The sequence below is a fragment of the Curtobacterium sp. LFS079 genome, from assembly GCF_047977865.1.
Lineage (GTDB): Bacteria > Actinomycetota > Actinomycetes > Actinomycetales > Micrococcaceae > Arthrobacter.
In genome coordinates this window covers 46168-65454 of record NZ_JBFPFO010000003.1, presented here as the reverse complement: position 1 = coordinate 65454, position 19287 = coordinate 46168, and the positions used below count along the sequence as shown (strand labels likewise).

Here is a 19287-nt window from a genome sequence, read left to right as displayed (position 1 = left end):
GGGAGCGTTCTGGGCGCCGCGCCGGGTGCCGAAGATCTGTCCGATCTGGAACACGTCGTTGCCGGCGCCGCCGTCCAGGGTGATCGTCGCGGAGGCGTCGTCCACGTAGAAGGCGTCGTTGCCGCCCTCGCCGAAGACCGTGATGCGGCCGTTGAGCGCGGTGTCGTAGTTGATCCGCTGGACCATGGCGCTGGGTTCGTTGCCGGCAATCCGGTCGCGGTAGGCGCCGATGCCGCCGTCCGCGGCGAGGCTGCCGGCCAGCAGGGCGACGAAGGCCGGGTGGTCGGCCGTTTCCGTCGGGCTCAGGCAGTTGCTTGGGACGCCCGTGCCGAGGTCGAAGGGGCTCTCGTTGTCGATGCATTTGAGGGCCCGCAGCAGGAAGATGTCGTCCGTGGCGGCGTTCCTGGTGGTGCCGGGCAGGTAGCCGTTGTAGGCGGCGGCGGTGTTGTTGTAGCCGTGGATGGCGAGTTCGTCCACGCCAGCGTCCGGGGCGCCGGTGTCCAGGACGTTGATGACGTAGTTGCGGACGTTGCCGTGGCTGCCGTTGGTGTAAATGGCGTAGTGGTCGCTTTCGCCCTGCCCGTCCAGGGTGAGGGTGTGCCCGGCGCCGGCGCCTGTCCCGCCGCCTGCCTGAAGGCCGGTGGGGCTGGTGAGCACGTTCATGGACTGCAGGTACCAGACGGTGATCCGGTCCTCGCCGTCCGCGGTGCCGGAGGCCGTGGTGGCGTTGCCGTGGACCGTGGTCTTGGCGCCCAGGAAGATGTAGCCGGGTTCGCCCTGCTGTTCCTTGTTCAGGGCCGGGTTGGAGGTCTGCGCGAGATCGAGTCCGGAGGGGTCGCCGAGTTGGATGATGTCGACGTCGGAGCCGCCCCAGACGTGCACCTGGCGGCCGGACACGGGGTTGGCGGTGCCCGGGGCGCAGCTGCCCATGGGGTCGCCGGTGGAGTCGCCCGGGGTGACGGTGCAGTCGGCGATGATCCGGCCGCGCAGGATCATGCTGCTGCCGTATTCGGGGTCCGGGACGGCCAGGGTGCCGCCGGTGTCCGCATTGCCGAAGTCGCCGCGGATGTCGATTCCGAGCTTCGCCAGGATCTGGCCGTTCTGGTGGAGCGTCACGTCGTCGCCCACGCGCAGCTCCACGCTTCCGGTCTCGGCGAAGATTGTGCCGGCGGGGATGCTGCGCAGGCGGTCGGCGTCGTTGCCCGGGAGGGTGGTGTTGTCCTCGGCGAAGTTGGCGCTGCCGTCGCGGATCAGGAACAGGTCCTCGTCCAGTTCCGCGGTCTCCCGGACGGTGATGCGGATGTTGCCGGTGACGGCGTGGGCCAGGACCAGGCGCAGGTACGCGTCGGTTTCCGTCAGGTAGATGCCGGTGCCGGCTTCCAGGGCGACGTCATCCGCGGCGGCGGCCAGGCCGGAATCGGAGGCCCCGCCGGAGGCACCACCAGAGTTGTTGGTGCAGTTGGTGTTGGTGCAGGCGAACGGCGAGCCGCGGAGCGAATCGATGTCCAGGTCCTTGGCGGCGGTGCCGATGGATCCTCCGTGGGCGTCGATGTCGATTGCCTGACCGAGCACGTCGGCGGCCGCGTCGCCGAGCGCGTCGATGATGGACCCGGCGCGGCTGCGCAGGGACACGTTGCCGGTGCTGAGGCTGTTGTCGCCCGCGGTTTCCACGACGCCGATCCGCAGGTCCCCGGCCACCTGGTCGAGGTAGATGCCCAGGGTCTTGTCGTCGTCGGCCGCGAGGTCGTGGGCGTCGAGGAGGCCCTTGGCCACGGATGGGAAGCCGCCCACGGCGTCCACCTGGATCTCCAGGAAGTTGTCCGGCAGGCCGATGCCGCCGGTGCCGGAGACGCTGCCCGCCTCGCCCAGTCCGTTGTCGCCCGCCGTGAGGGTGATGTTGCGGCCAGTGACGTCGATGCCGTTGTTGACGCCGGAGATGTCCAGGTCGTACGCGTCCACCAGGACGCCGTCGTCGTCGGTGTCCAGCACGCCGTTGTCCAGTTCGGCGTCGAGGATCCGCGCCGGCGAGTCGAGCCGGACGTCGGCGGGGATCGGGTTGGCGCAGAGCGCCGCGGCGCCGGTGCAGAGGCCGGTGGCGTGGATGTGGCCCACCCGCAGATCGCCCTTGCCGCTTTGCTCGATGACCCAGATGTTGCCGTTGTTCAGGACGTCGGTCTTGCCGGATCCGTCGGTGACGCCGTGCGTGGCGCCGGTGTCGTCGTCGCTCCACTGGGCGTCGACGTCGGTGAAGGCCTTGATGGTCATGGCGGTGGCCGCGGACGGGTGGAAGATGGCGATGTTGTGCCCGGCGCGGATGTCGCTGAAGGTGTAGTTGGCGTTGATTGGCGTCAGGTCGGTCCCAAAGGCGACCGCGACGACGGCGCCGCCGACCACCACGGGAATGTCCGTGGCGCCGGTGCAAGACGCGCCGTCGGGCCGGAAGTAGCAGGTGGTGGGGACCGTTTCGAGGACGCTGCCCGAGCCGTACGGTGCCGGCTTGTTGTCCGGGGTGTAGATGTCCACGTTGATGTCGCCGATGCCGGGACCGTTGATGCCCTCGGCGCTGTCGCGCAGGATCACGACGGCGTCGTGCCCGGCCTTGATGGGGCCGATGACCGGGTTGATGGCGGCCGGGTTGGCGGTGAGGGAATCGCGCCGGAGGACGGTCAGGTCCAGGTAGAGGTCCTGGCCTGCTTCGGCGTCCAGCCCGACGGGCTTGAGCACTGCGGGGACGCCGGGTTCGCCGGTGTGGAAGATCTGGAGGAGGACCAGGATCAGCGGGTTCGGGACGGTACCGAGGGAGCCGGACTCCGAGTCCAGGGTGATGGTGTTGCTGTAGAACGTCTCCGTGCCGGCGTCGCTGCCGCGGAGGATGGAGCCGCGCTGGTTGCTGAGGCGGGTGCTGCCGATGAGGTTGCGGATGTCGCCGTCGATCGTGAGGTCGAAGCCGGTGGCTGCCGTCGGCCGGAGGCTTTCGATCACTACGCCGGTGGCCGGGAAGATATGGTGCACGTGCCAGAACCATTGCGTGGCAGGGGGTGCGTGCGGGCCGTTGTCCACGGAGACGCTGATGACGGCTTCGGGCGTGCTGCTCAGCTGCGAGTTGACCGTGTTGATGGAGACGCTCTGCGGGTCCGTGGTGCCCTTGAGGACAATGTTCTTGTCCGAGCTGTTGCGGATCAGCACCGAGTTCCAGGTTTCCTGCATGTAGAAGAGACCCAGGCTGCCGTGGATGAGGCCGTTGCAGTCGGCGTCGCATTCGCCGCCGGCGTTGTTGGCTTCGAAGAGGGCCGCCGGCAGTTCGTCGTAGATGATCGGGTCGATCCAGATGGTGGGGCCGGAGACGGTGTCGCCGATGCCCAGGGCCGGTCCGAACTGACTGGAGCGGACCGTCACGTTGTAGGTCTTGGCGATGATCTTGCCGCTGGCGTCCACGATCAGCACCGGGTTGGGTTCGCCCAGCAGGTACACCGTGGATTCCCACAGGATGTCCCGCTTCGGCTGGTAGTTGATGTTGCCGTCGGCGCTGCCGAAGTCGAAGAGCCCGCCGGAACGGTGCGCGTGGTAGTACAGGCGGTCGACGTACTGCAGGGCCGCCACGTGCAGTTCGGCCGTGCGGATCACGGATTCGTCGAGGCCCTGGACCGCCGAGCTGCCGGTGAAGGAAACGTAAGCACGCGCGTCTGTGTCGCCGCCGCCGCAGCCGCAGTTGGCGTTCGCGTCGGCCTGCAGGTTCAGGTGCTCGTGGGCAGCGCGGATGAAGACGGATTCGCCTTCGATGTAGGAGCCGGTGTCCAGCTTCGTGAGGACGCTGTCCGTCACGCTGACGTAGGCTCCGGCGTCGGAGTCCGCACCGAGGGCGTAGGCGTCGGCGTCGGAGCGTGCGACGCCCCTGGCTTCAAGTGCGCGGCCGTCGATGCTGCCGTCGGTGAAGTCGATGGCGAAGGCCGTGCCGACGCCGGCGGAGACCTGGACCTGGGCGCCGCGCAGCTTCGCGGTTCCGCCGAGGCTTGTGGCCACCTCTGCGGTGTAGTCGTGGCCGATCTGCACGCCCTGGCCGTCGTCGTCGTTGGCGTCCGAGTTGGTGCCCAGGCCCCCGGAGCCGGACGAGGCCCGCGCGTTGGCGGTGAACCCGGCGGCGGCGTCGATCAGCAGGGAGCGGTTGGCGTAGAGGGTGCCCGCCACCTCGGTCTTCACGGAGTAGCCGAGTTCAAGGTCGACGTCGGTATCCGCTCCCGCGATCAGCCCGCCGGTGCGGTTGACCGCTTCGCCGTTGGCGGTGGTGATGCCGGTGGCCGTGACCTGCAGGTCCGTGGAGGCGAAGATGTTGGCCGTGCTGCCGATTGTGACCAGGACCGTGTTGGTGGCATCGGCGAAGGCGTTGGAGGCGCCGAAGCCGAGGAATCCGCCGCCCTTGCCCACGGAGCTCACGGCGAGGTTGATGTAGGAGGTGCCGTCGATCAGCACCGCGTTGCCGCGCAGCGTACCGGCCTGGACGTCCACCGTGAGGGAAGGCTTGGAGGTGGCCTCGGAGTAGACGTCGCTGAAACGGAAGAGCCCGCCGCCGATGCCCGTGGACGTTGCGCTGGCCACCCCGTTCGTGGAGCCGGCGGGGTCGGCCAGGAGTGCGCCGGGGCCGCCGACGCCGATCATCACGTGCGGGGTGCCGGCCAGGGCGCCCGCGCCGAGGTCGATGTAGAGCTGCTGGGTGCCGGTCCCGCCGCTGACGGCGGCGATGCCTTCGTTAACCAGCCGGTGGGTGCCCTGCTTGCTGGTGTCCAGGCCCGTCATCAGGGTTCCGGCAGCATTGCGCAGCTGGAAGTCGGTGCCGTTGACGACGTCGATGAAGTACATGTTCCCTTCGACGAGCCCGATCGATTCGTACCCGACCCGGCGCAGCGAGTGGTTGGCGCGCAGCCCTGCCGGGCTGGTGTTCGGCACCAGGGCGATGACCTGCATGACCTCGGTGCAGGGGTGGAGGTCGACGCCGGCGCCCGGGTCGGCGTCGTACTGTCCGATTCCGGCGTGGCAGGCAGAGTCCGCGAGCCGGACCATGTGGTTGCCGGCGGCGAACATGCTGCCGATCCCGTCGAGGTCCTCGAGCACGATCCAGACGTGCTGGCCGTTGAACAGGCCGCCGATGGCCGGGCCGTCCGTCACGGTGTAGACGTACTCGGCGTTGTCGATGGCGCCGTGGGACGGGGCGTAGATGGTGTTCCAGGAGCTGTCGTGGTCGATCCCGTTGTTGTCGTTGTCCTGGAGCTGCCCGCCGCCGTCGGTGTTGACGTCCACCAGGCTGGACTTGAAGTCGATGGTGGCCGGTGCGTGGTAGACCACGGCGCGGCCGTCCAGGCCGGTGGTGTCCGCCACCTGGAAGGTTGAACCGTCCGGCATGGCCGTACTCGGGTTGAAGGTCACCACGTTGCTGCCAGCGGCACCGAGCGGGGTGGAGGAGAGCCGGATGTCGAACTCGTCCACGGCGAAGACGTAGTAGGAGCTGCCGCAGGCGAGCCCGGACACCGGGAGCGTGCCGAGGGCGCCGCCGCCGTTGCAGTTGTAGACCACCCGGTCCCCGGTGCGGAAGTTGTGGCCGCCGGCGAAGTGCAGGGTACCGGTCTGGGCATTCACGACGCCGGCGGCGTTGAACTCGACGCCGAGGCGGAGGGTGTTGTTGTCCACCTTGATGACCCCGTAAGTGCGTCCGTCGCCGAGGCCCGGGATCGCGTTGGGGTTCGGGACGGTGCCTTCGGCAACGCCCGGTACCGAGGAAGCGGGGGCGCTGTAGGTGACGGTGGTGCCGGTGCCGATGCCATGCGGCAGGGTGAAGCAGATGGTGTCCGCGCCGTTGCAGTTGATGCCTGCGACGGTGCCGTCGGACAGCGGTGCCTGGGCCGCTCCGTGCAGCGCCGTGATGGATAGCAGCCCGCCTGCCTGGACGAAGCCGCCGGTGACGATCGCGGAGACCTTGGGGCTGGCGAAGGACTTGGCGGTGAACCCGGCCTGGATGTCGATCAGCCCGCCGGAGGCCGCGTAGGCGTAGGAGTCGGCGTCGGTGACGGACTGGGCCAGGACTGTGACGCCCTGGGTGGCGGTGACCTTGCCGCCGCCCAGCTGGGCGCGGACTTCCGGTTCGGTGCGGGCCTCGGCGGAGGAAGCCGAGACGGCCACGAGGCCGATGGCCAAGCTGTCGACGCTGGCGTTGGTGGCGTCGTCGCCGATCGCCTTGACCTCGATGCTCAGCGCTCCGGCGTCGCCCACGGTGCCGACCGCGGGATCGACATGGGTGGTGCCGACATCGCCGTTGAGCTCGGCCTTGGTGATGGCCCTGTCCGTGGCGCTCGGGAACATGACGCCGATGCTGACGGCGCCGATGCCCTTGCCGCCGGCCACCGCCGTGGCCCGGTTGACCGCGTGGGCGTAGACGAGGAGCTGCTGGGTCAGGCCGCTGATTTTCGCGGCGCCGCCGATGATCGCGTAAGTGACGGTGGCGTTGGTGATGTCTGCCGGCGCCGCGGCCCCGGTGACTCCCACGATGCCGGTGGCCAGGACTTTCGCGGTGGAATTGGCCGTGTTGGTTGCATCCGCCTCGACGGTCATGTTGCGTCCCGCGGTGGCCGCGCCGTCCCATTGTGCTCCGGTGGGTGCCGAGATGTCCGCGACGGGGGCGCTGACTGCCACGCCGCCCAGCAGGCCGCCCGTGATGACGTTCGAGTAGGCGGTGGCGGTGTTGACGCTGGTGGCCTTGATGGTGATGTCGGCACCGGCGGCGGCGATGCTGCCCGCCCCGGTGGCGAGGGTTCCGGCGTCGACCTTTGAATCCGCCGCACCGATCGCCAGGCTCACGAGCGCGACGGCGGCCGTCTTGACCCGTGCCTCGCTGCTGTTGTGCGCGTCGGCCAGGACGTCCAGCTTGCCGGCCGCAGTAATGGCGCCGTCCAGGGTGGCGCGGACCTCGTTGGAAACGCGGGCCACGGCCACCATGGCCTTGAGGTCGATGAGCCCGCCGCTGGTGGAGTCCACGATGCCCTTGGCGAGGTTGCCGTCGCCCTGGGTCCGGGCCTTGATGGTGATGGTGCCGCCCGAGCCTGAACTGCCAGTGCCGAGGCTGGCGGTGCCGTCCACGATCGCACGGATCCAGGCGTCGGACGTGATTCGCGAGCTGGCCCAGGCGCCGCTCAGGCCGATGAGCGAGCCCGAGACCAGGACGGTTTCGGTGTCAGCCTTGTTGGCGGCCGTGGCCGTGACGTCGATCGAGGAGGCGCCGGTGACGGTGCCGGTGGTCTTGGCCAGGGTGTGTCCGGACAGTTCCGCGAAGGAGACCGTGATGCCGATGGAGACGCCGGCGATCGAGACGCCCGGGGAGCGGACAGTCGCGGTGTTGGTGGCGGTGGCCGTGGATTCGACGGCGCCGCTGGTGGCGGCGCTGCCGCCCACGATGGACTCCAGGTGCCGGGCGGATTCGGCGCGCACCACGGTGAGGCCGATCGCGAGGCCGCCCACGGTGACGTTGAGCGTGGTGGCCTGGACCGTGCGTGTTCCGGTGGCGGTGGCGGCCACCCCGCCGGAGCCCACGGTGCCGCTCGGGGAGGCGGAGGCCTTGGCCGTGCCCGCCAAACTGACAAGGGTGACGACGCCGCCGATGGCCCCGGCACCGCCGGCGACGCTGACGCCCAGTCCATAGACGTTGAGGTTGTCCACTGTGTTGGCCTTGAAGCTGGCCACGGTGCCGGTGGCGCCGACGGCGACCGTTCCGGTTTCAGCGGTGTTGTCGCCCGAGACGTTGACGACGGACACCGAAACTCCTGCGCCGACGGCTCCGATGGCCAGGCCGATCGAGTAGTTCTCAAGCCGGCGCTCGGCGGTGGATCCGACAGCGACTCCACCGCCGGCCTGCAGGATCTGCGCGCCGCCGTCGATGTGTGCCCGCTGGGTGCCGCGGTCGTTGATGACCACAACCTGGCCGGCGATCCCGACGGCGCCCACGGCGCCGGAGAAGCCGAAGCCCACCGAGTCCTCGTCCATGGCGGCCTGGACGGACACCTCGCCGGCGCCGCCGGAGCCGGCGGTGATCTGCGCGGTGGAGCCGATGCCGGCGTCGGTGTTGCTCTTGATGTTCAGGACGAGGACGGAGATGCCGACGCCGACTGCTCCAACCGCGCCGGCACCTGCGACGCCGAGGATCAGCAGCCCGTCCTTCGCCCAGGCGCGTACGTGGCCGCCGGCGAGGACGATGGCGTTGATGGTCGCGGTGGTGCCGCCCGTGGGGACGGTGCCAAGTGCGTCGTTGCCGGGGTTGCTGGCCGGGGCCGCCGCGGAGATGCGGCCCGAGGCCACACCCAGCTGATCGGCGAGGCGCTGGTTCGTCCTGCTCTCCGAGCCCGAGACCAGCCGCCACTTGGCACCGGCGGTTCCCGGAGCCAGGGCCACGCCGTTGGCGATGTCCTCGGTGGCCGACCAGGTCTGGCCGTTGTAGCTGGCGAGGGCTCCTTCGTCCCAGGCCTGGGCGCTGGTCCACGCGGTGGCCGCGCCGGCCGTGGTGCCGGTGAGGGTGTTGTCCTTGTAGCCACCGCTGCCGCCCTGTGCCGCCGAGCCGCCCTGCTGGACGCTGTTGAGGGAACCGCCTTCGTTCCAGTTGCCGGCGTCCAGGCCCGGCCGGGTGGCGCTGTGCACGCCGTCGGCCGTGGCGGTGTAGTACTTGCCGTCCACAGTGTCGCGGACCTCGTCGCCCTTGTTGTAGTACTCCGCCGCGGACCAGTCGCCGCGGCCGAAGGCGCTGGATTCGCCCAGCCACTTGGCGGGGTTGTTCCTGGGCGAAGCGCCGCCCAGCACGCCGTCTTCCTTGGCGGAGTAGCGCTTGCCGTCGGCGGTGTCGGTCACGACGTCGCCGCGCCGGTAGCTGGTGCCGCCGTTCCAGTTGCCGCGGTAGTCGCCGCCGGCCGCCGCGTGGTAGCCGCCGGTGGCCGTGGTGCCCACGGTCCAGACCGACACGGCCGCCGCGACGCCCACGAATCCGCCGGAGACACTGACGGCGAAGGTGCTGACGTCCTTGGCGGAGACTGCGTAGACCTGTACGTTTCCGGCCGCGTGGATGGTGGCGCCGGTGCCCAGAATGGCCTGAACCGAGTTGTTGGCCACGCCGACATCCACGCCGCCGGAAACACCTACAAAACCGCCCGCGATGCCGCCGGCGATCGTCAGCGACTTGAACCTGTCCGTCGCTGAAACGTTGACGCCCTGGGAGCCGCCCGCTCCGGGCAGGCCGTTGACCGTGCTGTTGCCCCCGATGAAGGCCTTCACCAGCACGGTCAGCAGGGTCACGGACACGCCGCCGGCCACGCCCACGAACCCGCCGCCCACCGCGGCGACCAGCCCGAAAATGTCCTCCACCGAGTCGGCCCGGACGATCACGCCCGAGAAAGACTGGCGGCCGAAGTCCGCGGCCGTCCCGGAACCGCTGAGCCCGGCGCCGTTGGACACTCCGCCGATCGCGCCGCCAAGGGCCAGCGCGTCCACCACGCCCCCGGCGCCCAGGTACGCCTGCACCTTCTTGTCCAGGACGGCGACGCCGACTGCGGCACCGACGCCCACGTAGCCGCCGGCCGCGGCGATGGTGAGCAGGAGCAGCCGGGTGTCGTCCTTCGCGGACACCAGCACGTTGTTGTCGGCCTTCAGCGTGGCCCCGGTGCCGAGGCATTCGAAGACGAGGGTGCCCGTGGGGGTGCCGGTGCAGGCGAAGGTGTTCAGCTTCAGGACGGTCACGGCGACCGTGCCTGCCACGCCGACCGTTCCGCCGCCGGCCCCGGCGGCCACGGAGACCACGGCGTCCTTGGCGTTGGCGGTGACGGCGATGTTGTTGCGGGCGTTCACGGTGCTGCCGGTGCCGACATATGCGTAGCTGTCGATGTTGACCACGCGGACGTCCACGGGGACGGCCACGCCGGCGCTGCCGCCGATGCCCACGGCGGCAGCGATGCCCAGCTGGTAGTACTGGTTGGCCGCGGAGACCTGGACGGACTGCCCGGCGTTGGCGCCGGCAACGTTGGAGGCGCACGTGGCGCCGCAGTTGATGCGGGCGTTGGAGCCGATGTGCGCCGAGGTGTGGATGGTGTTGACCGCGACTGCGCCGGCGAGGGAGACGCCCGCCGTGCCGCCGATGCCCACTGCCACACCGAAGGCGCCGATGTTGTCCGAGTTGTTGGCGGTGACCGCCACGCCGCGGAAGTCGGGGGTGCTGCCGGCCTGGATGACGCGCGGTCCCATGGCGCTGGCGTCGCCGCCGGGGGCCGTACCGGACTTGGTGATGCTGTGTGCCTTGCCCGTCGTGCCGCTGAGGGACAGGACCACCGGGGTGCCGCCGTCGGTGCTCTTCTTGTTCAGCAGCTGGAAGGTGTTCCCGCCCAGGCTCTTGTAGAAGTATGTGCCGCCGTCCACCAGCCCGCCGATCACGGCGCCGCCACCGGAGCTGTAGACCACGGCGTCGTCGTTGGCGGCGCCCACGGAGTACGGGGTGGTGATCTGGTTGCCGGACACCGCCGTCTGCGGGTTGAAGCGGAGGGTGTTGTCTTCCTGGACGTTGGCCTCGTCTGTGGCGAAGAAGCGCTGGTTTTCGGTGCTGCCCGCGCTCTGCAGGTCCACGGCCGCGCCGCCCGGCGTGGCGGAGACCTGGAAGGTGTTGGTGGTGGCGTTGACGACGTAGTAGGTGCCGCGGTGGGTCAGCCCGGTGATTCCGCAGCCGGCGGTGTCGCAGCCGCGGTCGTACTGGACCTGCTGGCCGTTCTGGAAGCCGTGGTTGGCCACGGTGATGGTGTCGCTGCCGGTGTTGACGTCCGCCGGTGCGAAGCGCATGTCCTTGGTGGTCACGCTGTAGCTCCCGGTGGCCACGGTGACCGTGCCGGCGCCCTTGGCGGAGACCCGGGCGAAGTTGCCGATCCAGGCGTGGGTTTCCTTGGTGGTGACCGGCACCGACACTGCCGCGCCGACGCCGGCGCTGCCGCCCACCGCGATGTTGCCGCCGATCACGTTCAGGGTGAGGGATTCGTCGGCGTTGACCCGGACGCTGCCGTCCACTGCGACGACCGCGGCATCGGAGGCGGAGGTGCCGTCGGCGATGAAGGCCTTGGTGGTGATGGACAGCACGGACACCGCGGCGTTGACGTTGACGGCGGCGGAACCGGCGAAGCTGCCGCCGACGGAGATGGAGGTGATCTTCTCGGCGGACTGGGCGTCCACGGTGAGGTTGCCGCTGCCGGTGACGGAGGTGTCTTTGGCGATCCAGGCCTGGGTGTCCTTGGTGATGACCTCGACGTCGACGCCGGCGCCCACACCCGCCGAGCCGCCCACGGTGAGGACGCCCGCGAGCGCGAGGACCGTCGTCGTGTCCTTGGCCAGGACCGTGGTGTGCGTTCCGGCCGAGGAGGCCCCGGCGTCGAGGTGTGCCTTGGTGGTGTCGCTGCTGACGTTGACCACCACGGAGCCGGCCACGCCGGCGGAGTTGCCGCCCGCACCGCCGACGGCAAGGAATTTGAAGTCGCCGGACTGGATGGCGCTCACCGTGAGGCCGGTACCGCCGGCTTCGATGTCCGCGCCGGCTCCGACGTACGCTTCCACGACGCTGCTTCGGACGATCACGACGGCGGAGGCACCGACGCCGGCCGAGCCGCCGCCGATTGCCAGGTTGCCGGCGGAGAACGGTCCGCTGGCGGTCCGGCTGGCCAGGACCTTGACGGTCCCGAGGCCGTGGACCTGGGCGCCGCCTTCGATGGAGGCGACGACGGCGGGGTTGGACGCGCCCTGGTTGAATACGAATACGAGCACGGCGCCCGTGACGGCCGCGCTGCTTCCGCTCACGCCGCCTGCCACGGAGAGTTCGAACCAGTCCTCGCCGCCCTTCGCCTCGACCGTGACGCTGCCGCCGGCCCGGACAAGCGAGTCGGCACCGATCCTGGCCCGGACGTTGGAGTTGATGACGTCCACGATCACGGTCAGGCCCACGGCCGCCGAGCTGGCGCTGAAGGACAGCGCCCCGGCGACGTTCACGATCTGCAGGCTGTCCTCGGCAGTGACGGACACCGACTGGCCTGCCCCGCCCACGACGCCTTCCTGGTTCACCCTGGCGCCGTTGCCGAGGTAAGCCTGGGTGTCGAAGGACATGATGTCGATGATGAAGGAGCCGCTCACGGCGGCGCCGCTGTTGCTGGCGCCGGCGCCCACCGCGACGTTGGTGACGGAGGGCAGGGTGATCTTGCCCTGCAGCGGGGTTTCCGGTTCCAGCGGCACCAGGGTGGCCTTCGCTGCGACAGTCAGGGGACCGGAAGCATCCACGGAGGTGACCTGGCCGGCGGCGGTGCCGGAGTCGATGAATGCCTTGGTGGTCACCTCCAGGTAGTTGACCGCGACGGCGCCGCCCACTGCCGTGCCGCTGCCCGTGGAGAAGCCTCCGGAGAGCGCGATGAGCTGCAGGCCCATCGGCTCGGTGGCCCGGACAGCCACGCCTCCCCCCGCGGAGTCCAGCTGCGCGCCCTTGCCGACGGACGCCGTCGTGGTGATGAGGAGAATCTGAACGCCCGCGGAAGCGGCCACGCCGGCGCTGTTCTTTCCGCCGCCGGCGGCGATTCCCCAGACAATGAAGTCGTTGCGCTCACCGGCGGGAGTGACCGCTTCCACGGTGATCCCGGTGCTTCCGCTGATCACCGCGCCCGCGCCGATGGTGGCGGTGCTTGTGAGGTCCTGGACGTTCAGGCCGATCGCGGCGCCCACCCCGGTGTCGTTCTGCAGGTCGATGGCCGAGCCCATGGCGCGGGCGTTGGCGTCCACATGGCTGAGGGCGCGGACCGTGACGGCGCCGGCCGTGGCGGTGACGGTGCGGTTGGCGGTGATCCGCGCGGTGTTGACCATCACCACCCAGTTGACGGCGATGGCGCCGGCCACCCCGGTTCCGCCGCCGCCGCTGCCGGACTCGCTGCTGGCCTTGCCGTTGGCGCCGGTGGCGCCGTTGCTGCCGTTGGTGCCGCCGCTGGAGCTGGGCAGCGTTCCGGTGCCCTGGTCCTTCGTGTTCGGGTTGTCGCCGTTTACCTGGCCGTTGGCGTTCTGGTCGCCGCTCTTGGGGTCGCTTTCGCTGCTGCCCTTGGCGCTGGCCACGGCCTTGGCTTCGCTCTTGATTTCGCTGGAGGCCACCACGTCCACGGAGGTGCCCGTGACGTTCCGGGCGATTTCCGCCGTCGTCTGCCAGCCGACCGCCACGTTGATGGAGATGTCGATCCCGACGGCGGTGTCCTTGCCGGCCGCTTCGGCGTTGCCTTCGGTGTGGATCCGGTTGAGGTGGGTGGCGGTGACCTTCACGGCGCCGCTGCTGCCGAGGGCGGAGCCGGTGCCGAGGCGGGCGGTCACGTGGTCGTCCTTGCTGATGAGCAGGGCCACCACCGGGGTGACCGCGGTTCCGCCGGCCGTGCCCCCCTCTGCCGTGGTGACGATGTCGCGGAAGCCGAAGGCGTCCACGGTCACGGACGATCCGCCGCTGAGGCCCCCGCTGCCAAGAACCGCGCCGTTTTCGGCTTCCGCCCGGACGGTGGAGGGCACCAGGACCTGCAGGGCAACGGAGGCGCCGACGCCGGTGGCGCTGCCAACCTCGGCCTTGCCGCTCGCCTTGGCATAGTCGTATTCGTTGCTGAGCGCGGAAATCACGACGGCGGAGCCGCCGAGCGTCGCCGAGGCACCGGCCTGCAGCACTGCTTCGGTGGTGTTGGTGACGATGTTCAGTGCCAGGGCGCCGGCGACTCCGACGCTCGAGGCCTTGCTGGCGCCGGCGCGGGCCGTGGCGGAGACCTCGTGCTCCCAGAGCCGGAAGAGCTGGTCCGTGGCGGGGCTGGCCGGGAAGTGGTCGCCGTCGCTCAGGGTCACGGACTGGGCCACCCACTGCTGGGAGCCGTTGCGCTTGTAGAAGCCGGGAGCGTTGCTGCCGTCCTGGGCGGTGAGCTGGAACCAGTCGTTCTCTTCGATGTCGTTCTTGGGCAGTTCTTCCTTCTGCCCGTAAGTGTCTGCCGTGACGAAGTCCCACTCGGTGCCGTCGAACTTGTAGACGCTGTTTCGCGGGTGGCCGTCGTGGGCGGTGCTGAGCAGGAAGTAGTCGCCGCTGGACGGTGAACCGGGGAACTCCGCACCGCTGGTGATGGTGACGTCCTGATCCATGGTCCAGTCGCTGCCGCTGAACTTGTAGATGCCGTCGTTGCCGCCGGTGCCGCCGTTGGTCTTGACGTAGGCGAGGTCATCCTTGGACGGGCCGGGAAGTTCGGCGCCGCTCTCCACGGTCTTCCATTCGCTGCCGGTCCAGCGCCGCACCACGTCGTTGGTGTCGCCGCCGGTCAGAGCCGCGGTGAGGACCAGGCCGGTGCCGGTGATGGTCGCGGTGCCCGTGACGGCCCGGTTGACGATATCCACCTTGTTCACGGCCACGCCGGCGCCGATGCCCACGCTGGCGTCCGCGGCGCTGTCGCCCTTGGCGTTCGCCAGGGCATCGGTGTTGGCCAGGCTCTTGAGGGTGACGATCCCGCCGGAGCTGATGGTCACGCCGTTGGCGAACCAGGCCCGGGAGCTGGTCTCCACAACGTTGATGGCGATCGCGCCGGCGATCGAGACCGAGCTTCCGCCGTCTTCGTTGCTGGCGGCCTTCGGGGTGGAGCTTGTGCCGGAGGTCTTGCCGGTTTCGGCGGACTGGGTGTTCTTGGCCTGGCCGAGGTTGTCGTCGGCCTTCTTGTTGACGTCCTTGCCGCCGCCGCTGCTGCCTTCACTGGGCGAGGCGCCCTTCGCGGAGGCTTCGGCCGTGCTGCTGGTTTCGGAGGTCCCGGTGGCCTTGAAGCCGACGGCGCCGCCGGCCGTGATGCTGCGGGCACTGCCTGAATCGACGTCGTTGTCGATGATGGCCAGTGCGAGGGAGACGCCGATGCCGGCGGTGCTGCCCACCTTGGTGTCGCCCTTGGCGGTGGTGGTGGCCTTGACGGTCTGCGTGGCCTGGGCGTCCACGGCGCCGCTGGCGGTGAGGGCCGTGGCGCTGGCGCCGAGCGAGGCGCTGCTGAGAATGTTGGCGATGGTGATCGCGATTGCCGGGGTGATGCTGACTGTTCCGCCCGCTGATCCGCTTTCGGCTGTGGTGGTCAGGGTGTGCGCGGTGGTTCCTGCGATGGTGACGTTTCCGGCTCCCGTGAGCGGGGGTCCGCGCGTCGGGTCGCCCACCTGGTCTATTCCGGCGTACACCGTGTCGTTGATCAGGTTCAGCGCGAAGGCCGCGCCGATGCCCACGGTGCCGCTGCCGGACTGGCTGGCCTTGGCCTTGGCGTTCGAGGTGGAGCTTGAGCCGGCGCCCATGGCCACGGCTCCACCGCCCGTGATGGCCACGCCGGGTGCCGCCGGGGCCTGCGGTGCAGGGGTCGGGTCGGCGTGGATGGCGGCGAAGGTGTCCTGGTCGATGATGTTCAGTGCGAAGGCGCCCGCGATGCCCAGGTTGCCGCTGCTGCCCGAGGCCCCGGCCTTGGCGTCCGCCTCGAAGGCGTGCACCGTGTCCGTCCCGCCGGCCAACGACCGCATGCCGGCCGTGAGGTTCAGCCCGCCTGCCGTGACCGCGGTCCCGACGCCAATGCTCGCCTCGTTCCGCAGGATCACCTTGTTGATGGCCAGGCCGGCGCCGATGGTCACCGAGCTGCCGTTGCTGGCCGAGCCGTCGGCGACGGCCTTGGCGTCGGTGTTGTTGAGTGCCTTGAACGTGACGGCCCCGGCGGCGATGACCACGATGGCCGGCTGGCCGGCCGCCGCAACGGCGAGCGCCGTCGTCGTCGATGTCACCAGGTTCAGCGCGATCGCGGCGGCTACCGTCACGGTGGTCCCGTCCTCGTTCTTGGCGGCCGGGGTGCTGGTTCCGTTCGAGTTGGTGGAGGTGGACTTGGAATCGGCGAAGCCGAGCTGCGCGTCGGACTTTTGCTTGCTGTCCTTGTTGGAGGAGTCCTTGCCGCCCGCGCTCTGGCCGCCCTCGGCGCCGGCCGCGCTGGCCGTTGCCGTGGTGACCGTGGTGGAGGTGCCGTCCGCTTCCATGCTGATCAGGCCGCCGGAGGTGGTGTTCCGGTAGAGCGAGGAGTCCACCAGGTGCTCTGCGGAGGTGAGGGCGAAGGAGATCGCGGCGCCGAGGGTTGCGCCGGCGCCCGCAGTGGTGGCGCCGAGGGCCTTGGTCTCCACGGTGGCGGTCTGGTCGGCCTTGCCGGTGATGTTGCCGGTGGTGGTGAGGGCGCTGCCCCGGCGGACGGATGCGCTGGTGGAGACGTTCGAGATGGTGATGCCGACGACGCCGGTGAGGACTGCCGCGCTGCCGCCGGCCGCGCCGCCACTCGCCTCGGTGGTGGTGGCGTCCGTGGTGGTGGCGTTCATCGCCAGCTTCTTCGCGGCGGTGAGGATGCCGTTGACGGCCAGCCCGGCCTCCACCACGTTGTTGATGATGTTGATGGCCACGGAGGCTCCGATGCCTACCGAGCCGCCGCCGTCCTGCTTCGCCTTGGCCGTGGCCTTGTTTTCGTGGCTTGCCTTAGCCGTCTGGGTGAGGTCGGAGCCGTTGAGGTTGGCGCCGGCGCCACGGACGTTGGCCAGGGTGGTGGCGGTGATGATGTTCAGCGCCAGCGATCCGGCCACTCCCACCGTGGCGTCCCCGCCGGCGCCGGAGGTGGCGTCCGTTGAGAAGGTGTTCTTGCCGGTGGCGGGGCCGAAGGCTTCGAGCACCACGCCGCCCGCGTTCAGGATGGCGCCGCCGGCGAGGTAGGCCTCGGTCAGCAGGGTGACCACGTTGATGCCGACCGCGACGCCGACCCCCAGCCCGCCGCCGGAGGTGGTGCTGCCGTCCGCCGCGGCCGTGGCGTCGTTGCTGGACCCGGCGTGGATCCGCTGCATCCCGGTGGTGTTGACCTTGGAGCCCGAGATGTAGGCGCCGGTGCTGCTGTGGAGGACGTTGACGGAGAGGGCGCCGGCGATGCCGATGTTGCCGTCTGCGGTGTTGGCTTGGCCGTTGCCGCGGTCCGCCGAGTTGGGGTCCTTGTCGTTCTGCGTGGAGCCTTCGACGCCGGCCTTGGTCGTCGAGGTGTTGGCGCCCTCCGAGTCGGCGGTGATGTCCAGCTTGGCGGCCGTCGTCGGGGTGGCGCTGGTGGAGTCGATGAACGCGGTGGTGGTCTGGTCCAGGTTCGCGATGGCGATGCCGGCACCGGAGTTGGCACCGCTGGCGTCGCCGGTGGCGGTGAGCGTCGCGTGGTTGACGGCGGCGATGGCGAGGTCCCCGATCACCTCGAGGTGCGCGGTGCCGGTCACCTTGGTGATGGTCTTGGCCGTCACGGTGAGGATGGCGACGGCGGCGTCGAAGGTGCTGGTACCGGAGGAGTCGGCGTCGCCTTCGTCCTTGCCGGCCGAACCGGGGGTGGCGCCGGCGTCGACGGTGGACGTGGAGGTCAGCGTGACGTTGGAGCCGGCGGTGACCACGGCGCTTCCGCCCACGGTCACTCCGGCGTCGGAGGAGATGATGGCGAGGTCGCCGTAGTCCTTGTTCAGCGTCACCGGGCCCACTGTGGAGGTGGCCGACATGACCACGGCCCCGGCCGCTGCGAGGTGGGCGTTGCCCGTGACGTTGACCGCGGCGTTGGAATCGACGTTGATGGCGTAGGCGGCGAAATGGCTCGCGTCGGGGACGATGCTGGATGCGGCGGTGAGGTTGAGGTTGTTGGCGCTGATGTTGCCGCCGTTGATGTTGACCGCGACGTCGGTGCAGTGCGTAGCCAGGGCCACGAGGCAGCCGAGGACGGGTCCGCCGGTCACCGAGTCCGCCGCCTCGAGGGTGACGTCGCCCGTGGTGGTGATGTCGGCGTCGTCGGCCACCTCGATGAGTTCCATCTGGACCAGCAGCCAGGCGGCCATCAGGGCGATGGTGCCGGAGATGGTGATCTTGTCCTTGCCGGTCCCGCCCTTGATGGTCAGGGAGGTGGTGGGGGCGGCGAATGCCACGGTCTCGAAGGTGGCGCCGCTCAGTTCCAGCAGGCCGCCGCCGTTGAGGGTGAGGGTGGCGTCGTCGTCGCCGCCGGTCAGTTCGTAGACCGCATTGGCGGCGTCGCCCGAGGCGATCGGCTCGATGTTCAGGTATTTGATCACCGTGGCGTCCAGCCACAGGGTGCCCGAGTGGGGGTCGGCGGCGACGGAGCGGCTGCTCGCTGTGGTGCCCGCCGTGACCAGGGTGTCGAAGCCGGCGGCGCCGTCGAACGTCACCGTGATGGCCGGGTTGTTCGTTCCGCGGTCGACGGTGAAGGTGTCGTTGCCCGCGGTGCCGGTGACGCTGATGGAGTCGATCCCGGCCAGGCTGCGGGTCTCGCCCGCGAAGCTTGCGGTGCCGTCCGCGTTGAAGGCCAGGGCGGCCGAGGTGCCGGTCATGGCCAGGACCCAGGTGGAGGGTGCGGGCGCTGCGGGGGCCGCGGGTGCCGGCGCAGCCTCGGCGGGTGCCGGGTCCGTTGCTGCGGGGTCCGGTGCCGGAGCCGGTTCCGAAGGCGATTCTGCCGTCACGGGGGCTCCGGCCGCGGAAGCCGGTGCGGGAGTGGATTCGGTGGAGGCATCGGGTTCGGCGGCCGGAGCTGCTTCGTTGGCCAGGGCGGCTGCGGGTGCTGGTTCAGCGGCCGGGGCCGGCTCGGCCACGGCGGCCGGCTCAGCCGCCGGTGCGGGCTCCGGTGCAGGGTACATCCGCTCGTTGCTGTTGAAGCGCCGCTCCCCCGGGCTAAGCGTGCGGGTCATCAGATCGGCCCCGCCCTCGACGTCGGCGAAGCCGGCGATGTGGCCGTACTCATGGGCGAGGACGGTCAGCAGGTCCATGGTTCCGGGAGCGGGCGCATCCGAGGTGGCGGACCAGCCCCAGCCTGCCGCCGTCGGATCAACCGCGATGTTGTTCCCGGAGGTGATGGCCAGAGCGTCGCCGGGCAGGTCCTGCAGGAAAACCGAGGCCCCGCCGATGTTCCAGCCCGGCCATTGCGCCGCAGCGGAACCTTGCACCGCGGCCAGGTCTGCCGCCGAGATCGTGACGCCGGACTGGGCGCCGGCGGTGTACGCGGCGTCCTGATGCTCGCCGCCGGACAACACGAATTCCTGGAGACCCTGGGCGCGTGAAAGGCCCCCCGCTGAAGCGGCCGCGGCCGGAATTGCGGAGGGAAGATTGAACGCAAGCACCATGCAGAGCGTCACCGCGGCGGACACTAACCGCCGCAGGGCCGGCCCCAGCACAGTCCAAGTCAT

Annotated in this window: 1 protein-coding gene (only partly in view); it reads right to left on the bottom strand. The window is 70.0% G+C overall.

The features are described from left to right. Positions 1–19287, bottom strand: the 5' portion of a protein-coding gene (locus ACNQPB_RS06240) for a Calx-beta domain-containing protein (RefSeq protein WP_498750048.1). Its footprint begins 9852 nt before the window's first position; only the first 19287 of its 29139 coding nucleotides appear in the window; it begins with the start codon at positions 19285–19287; its stop codon lies beyond the left edge, outside the window.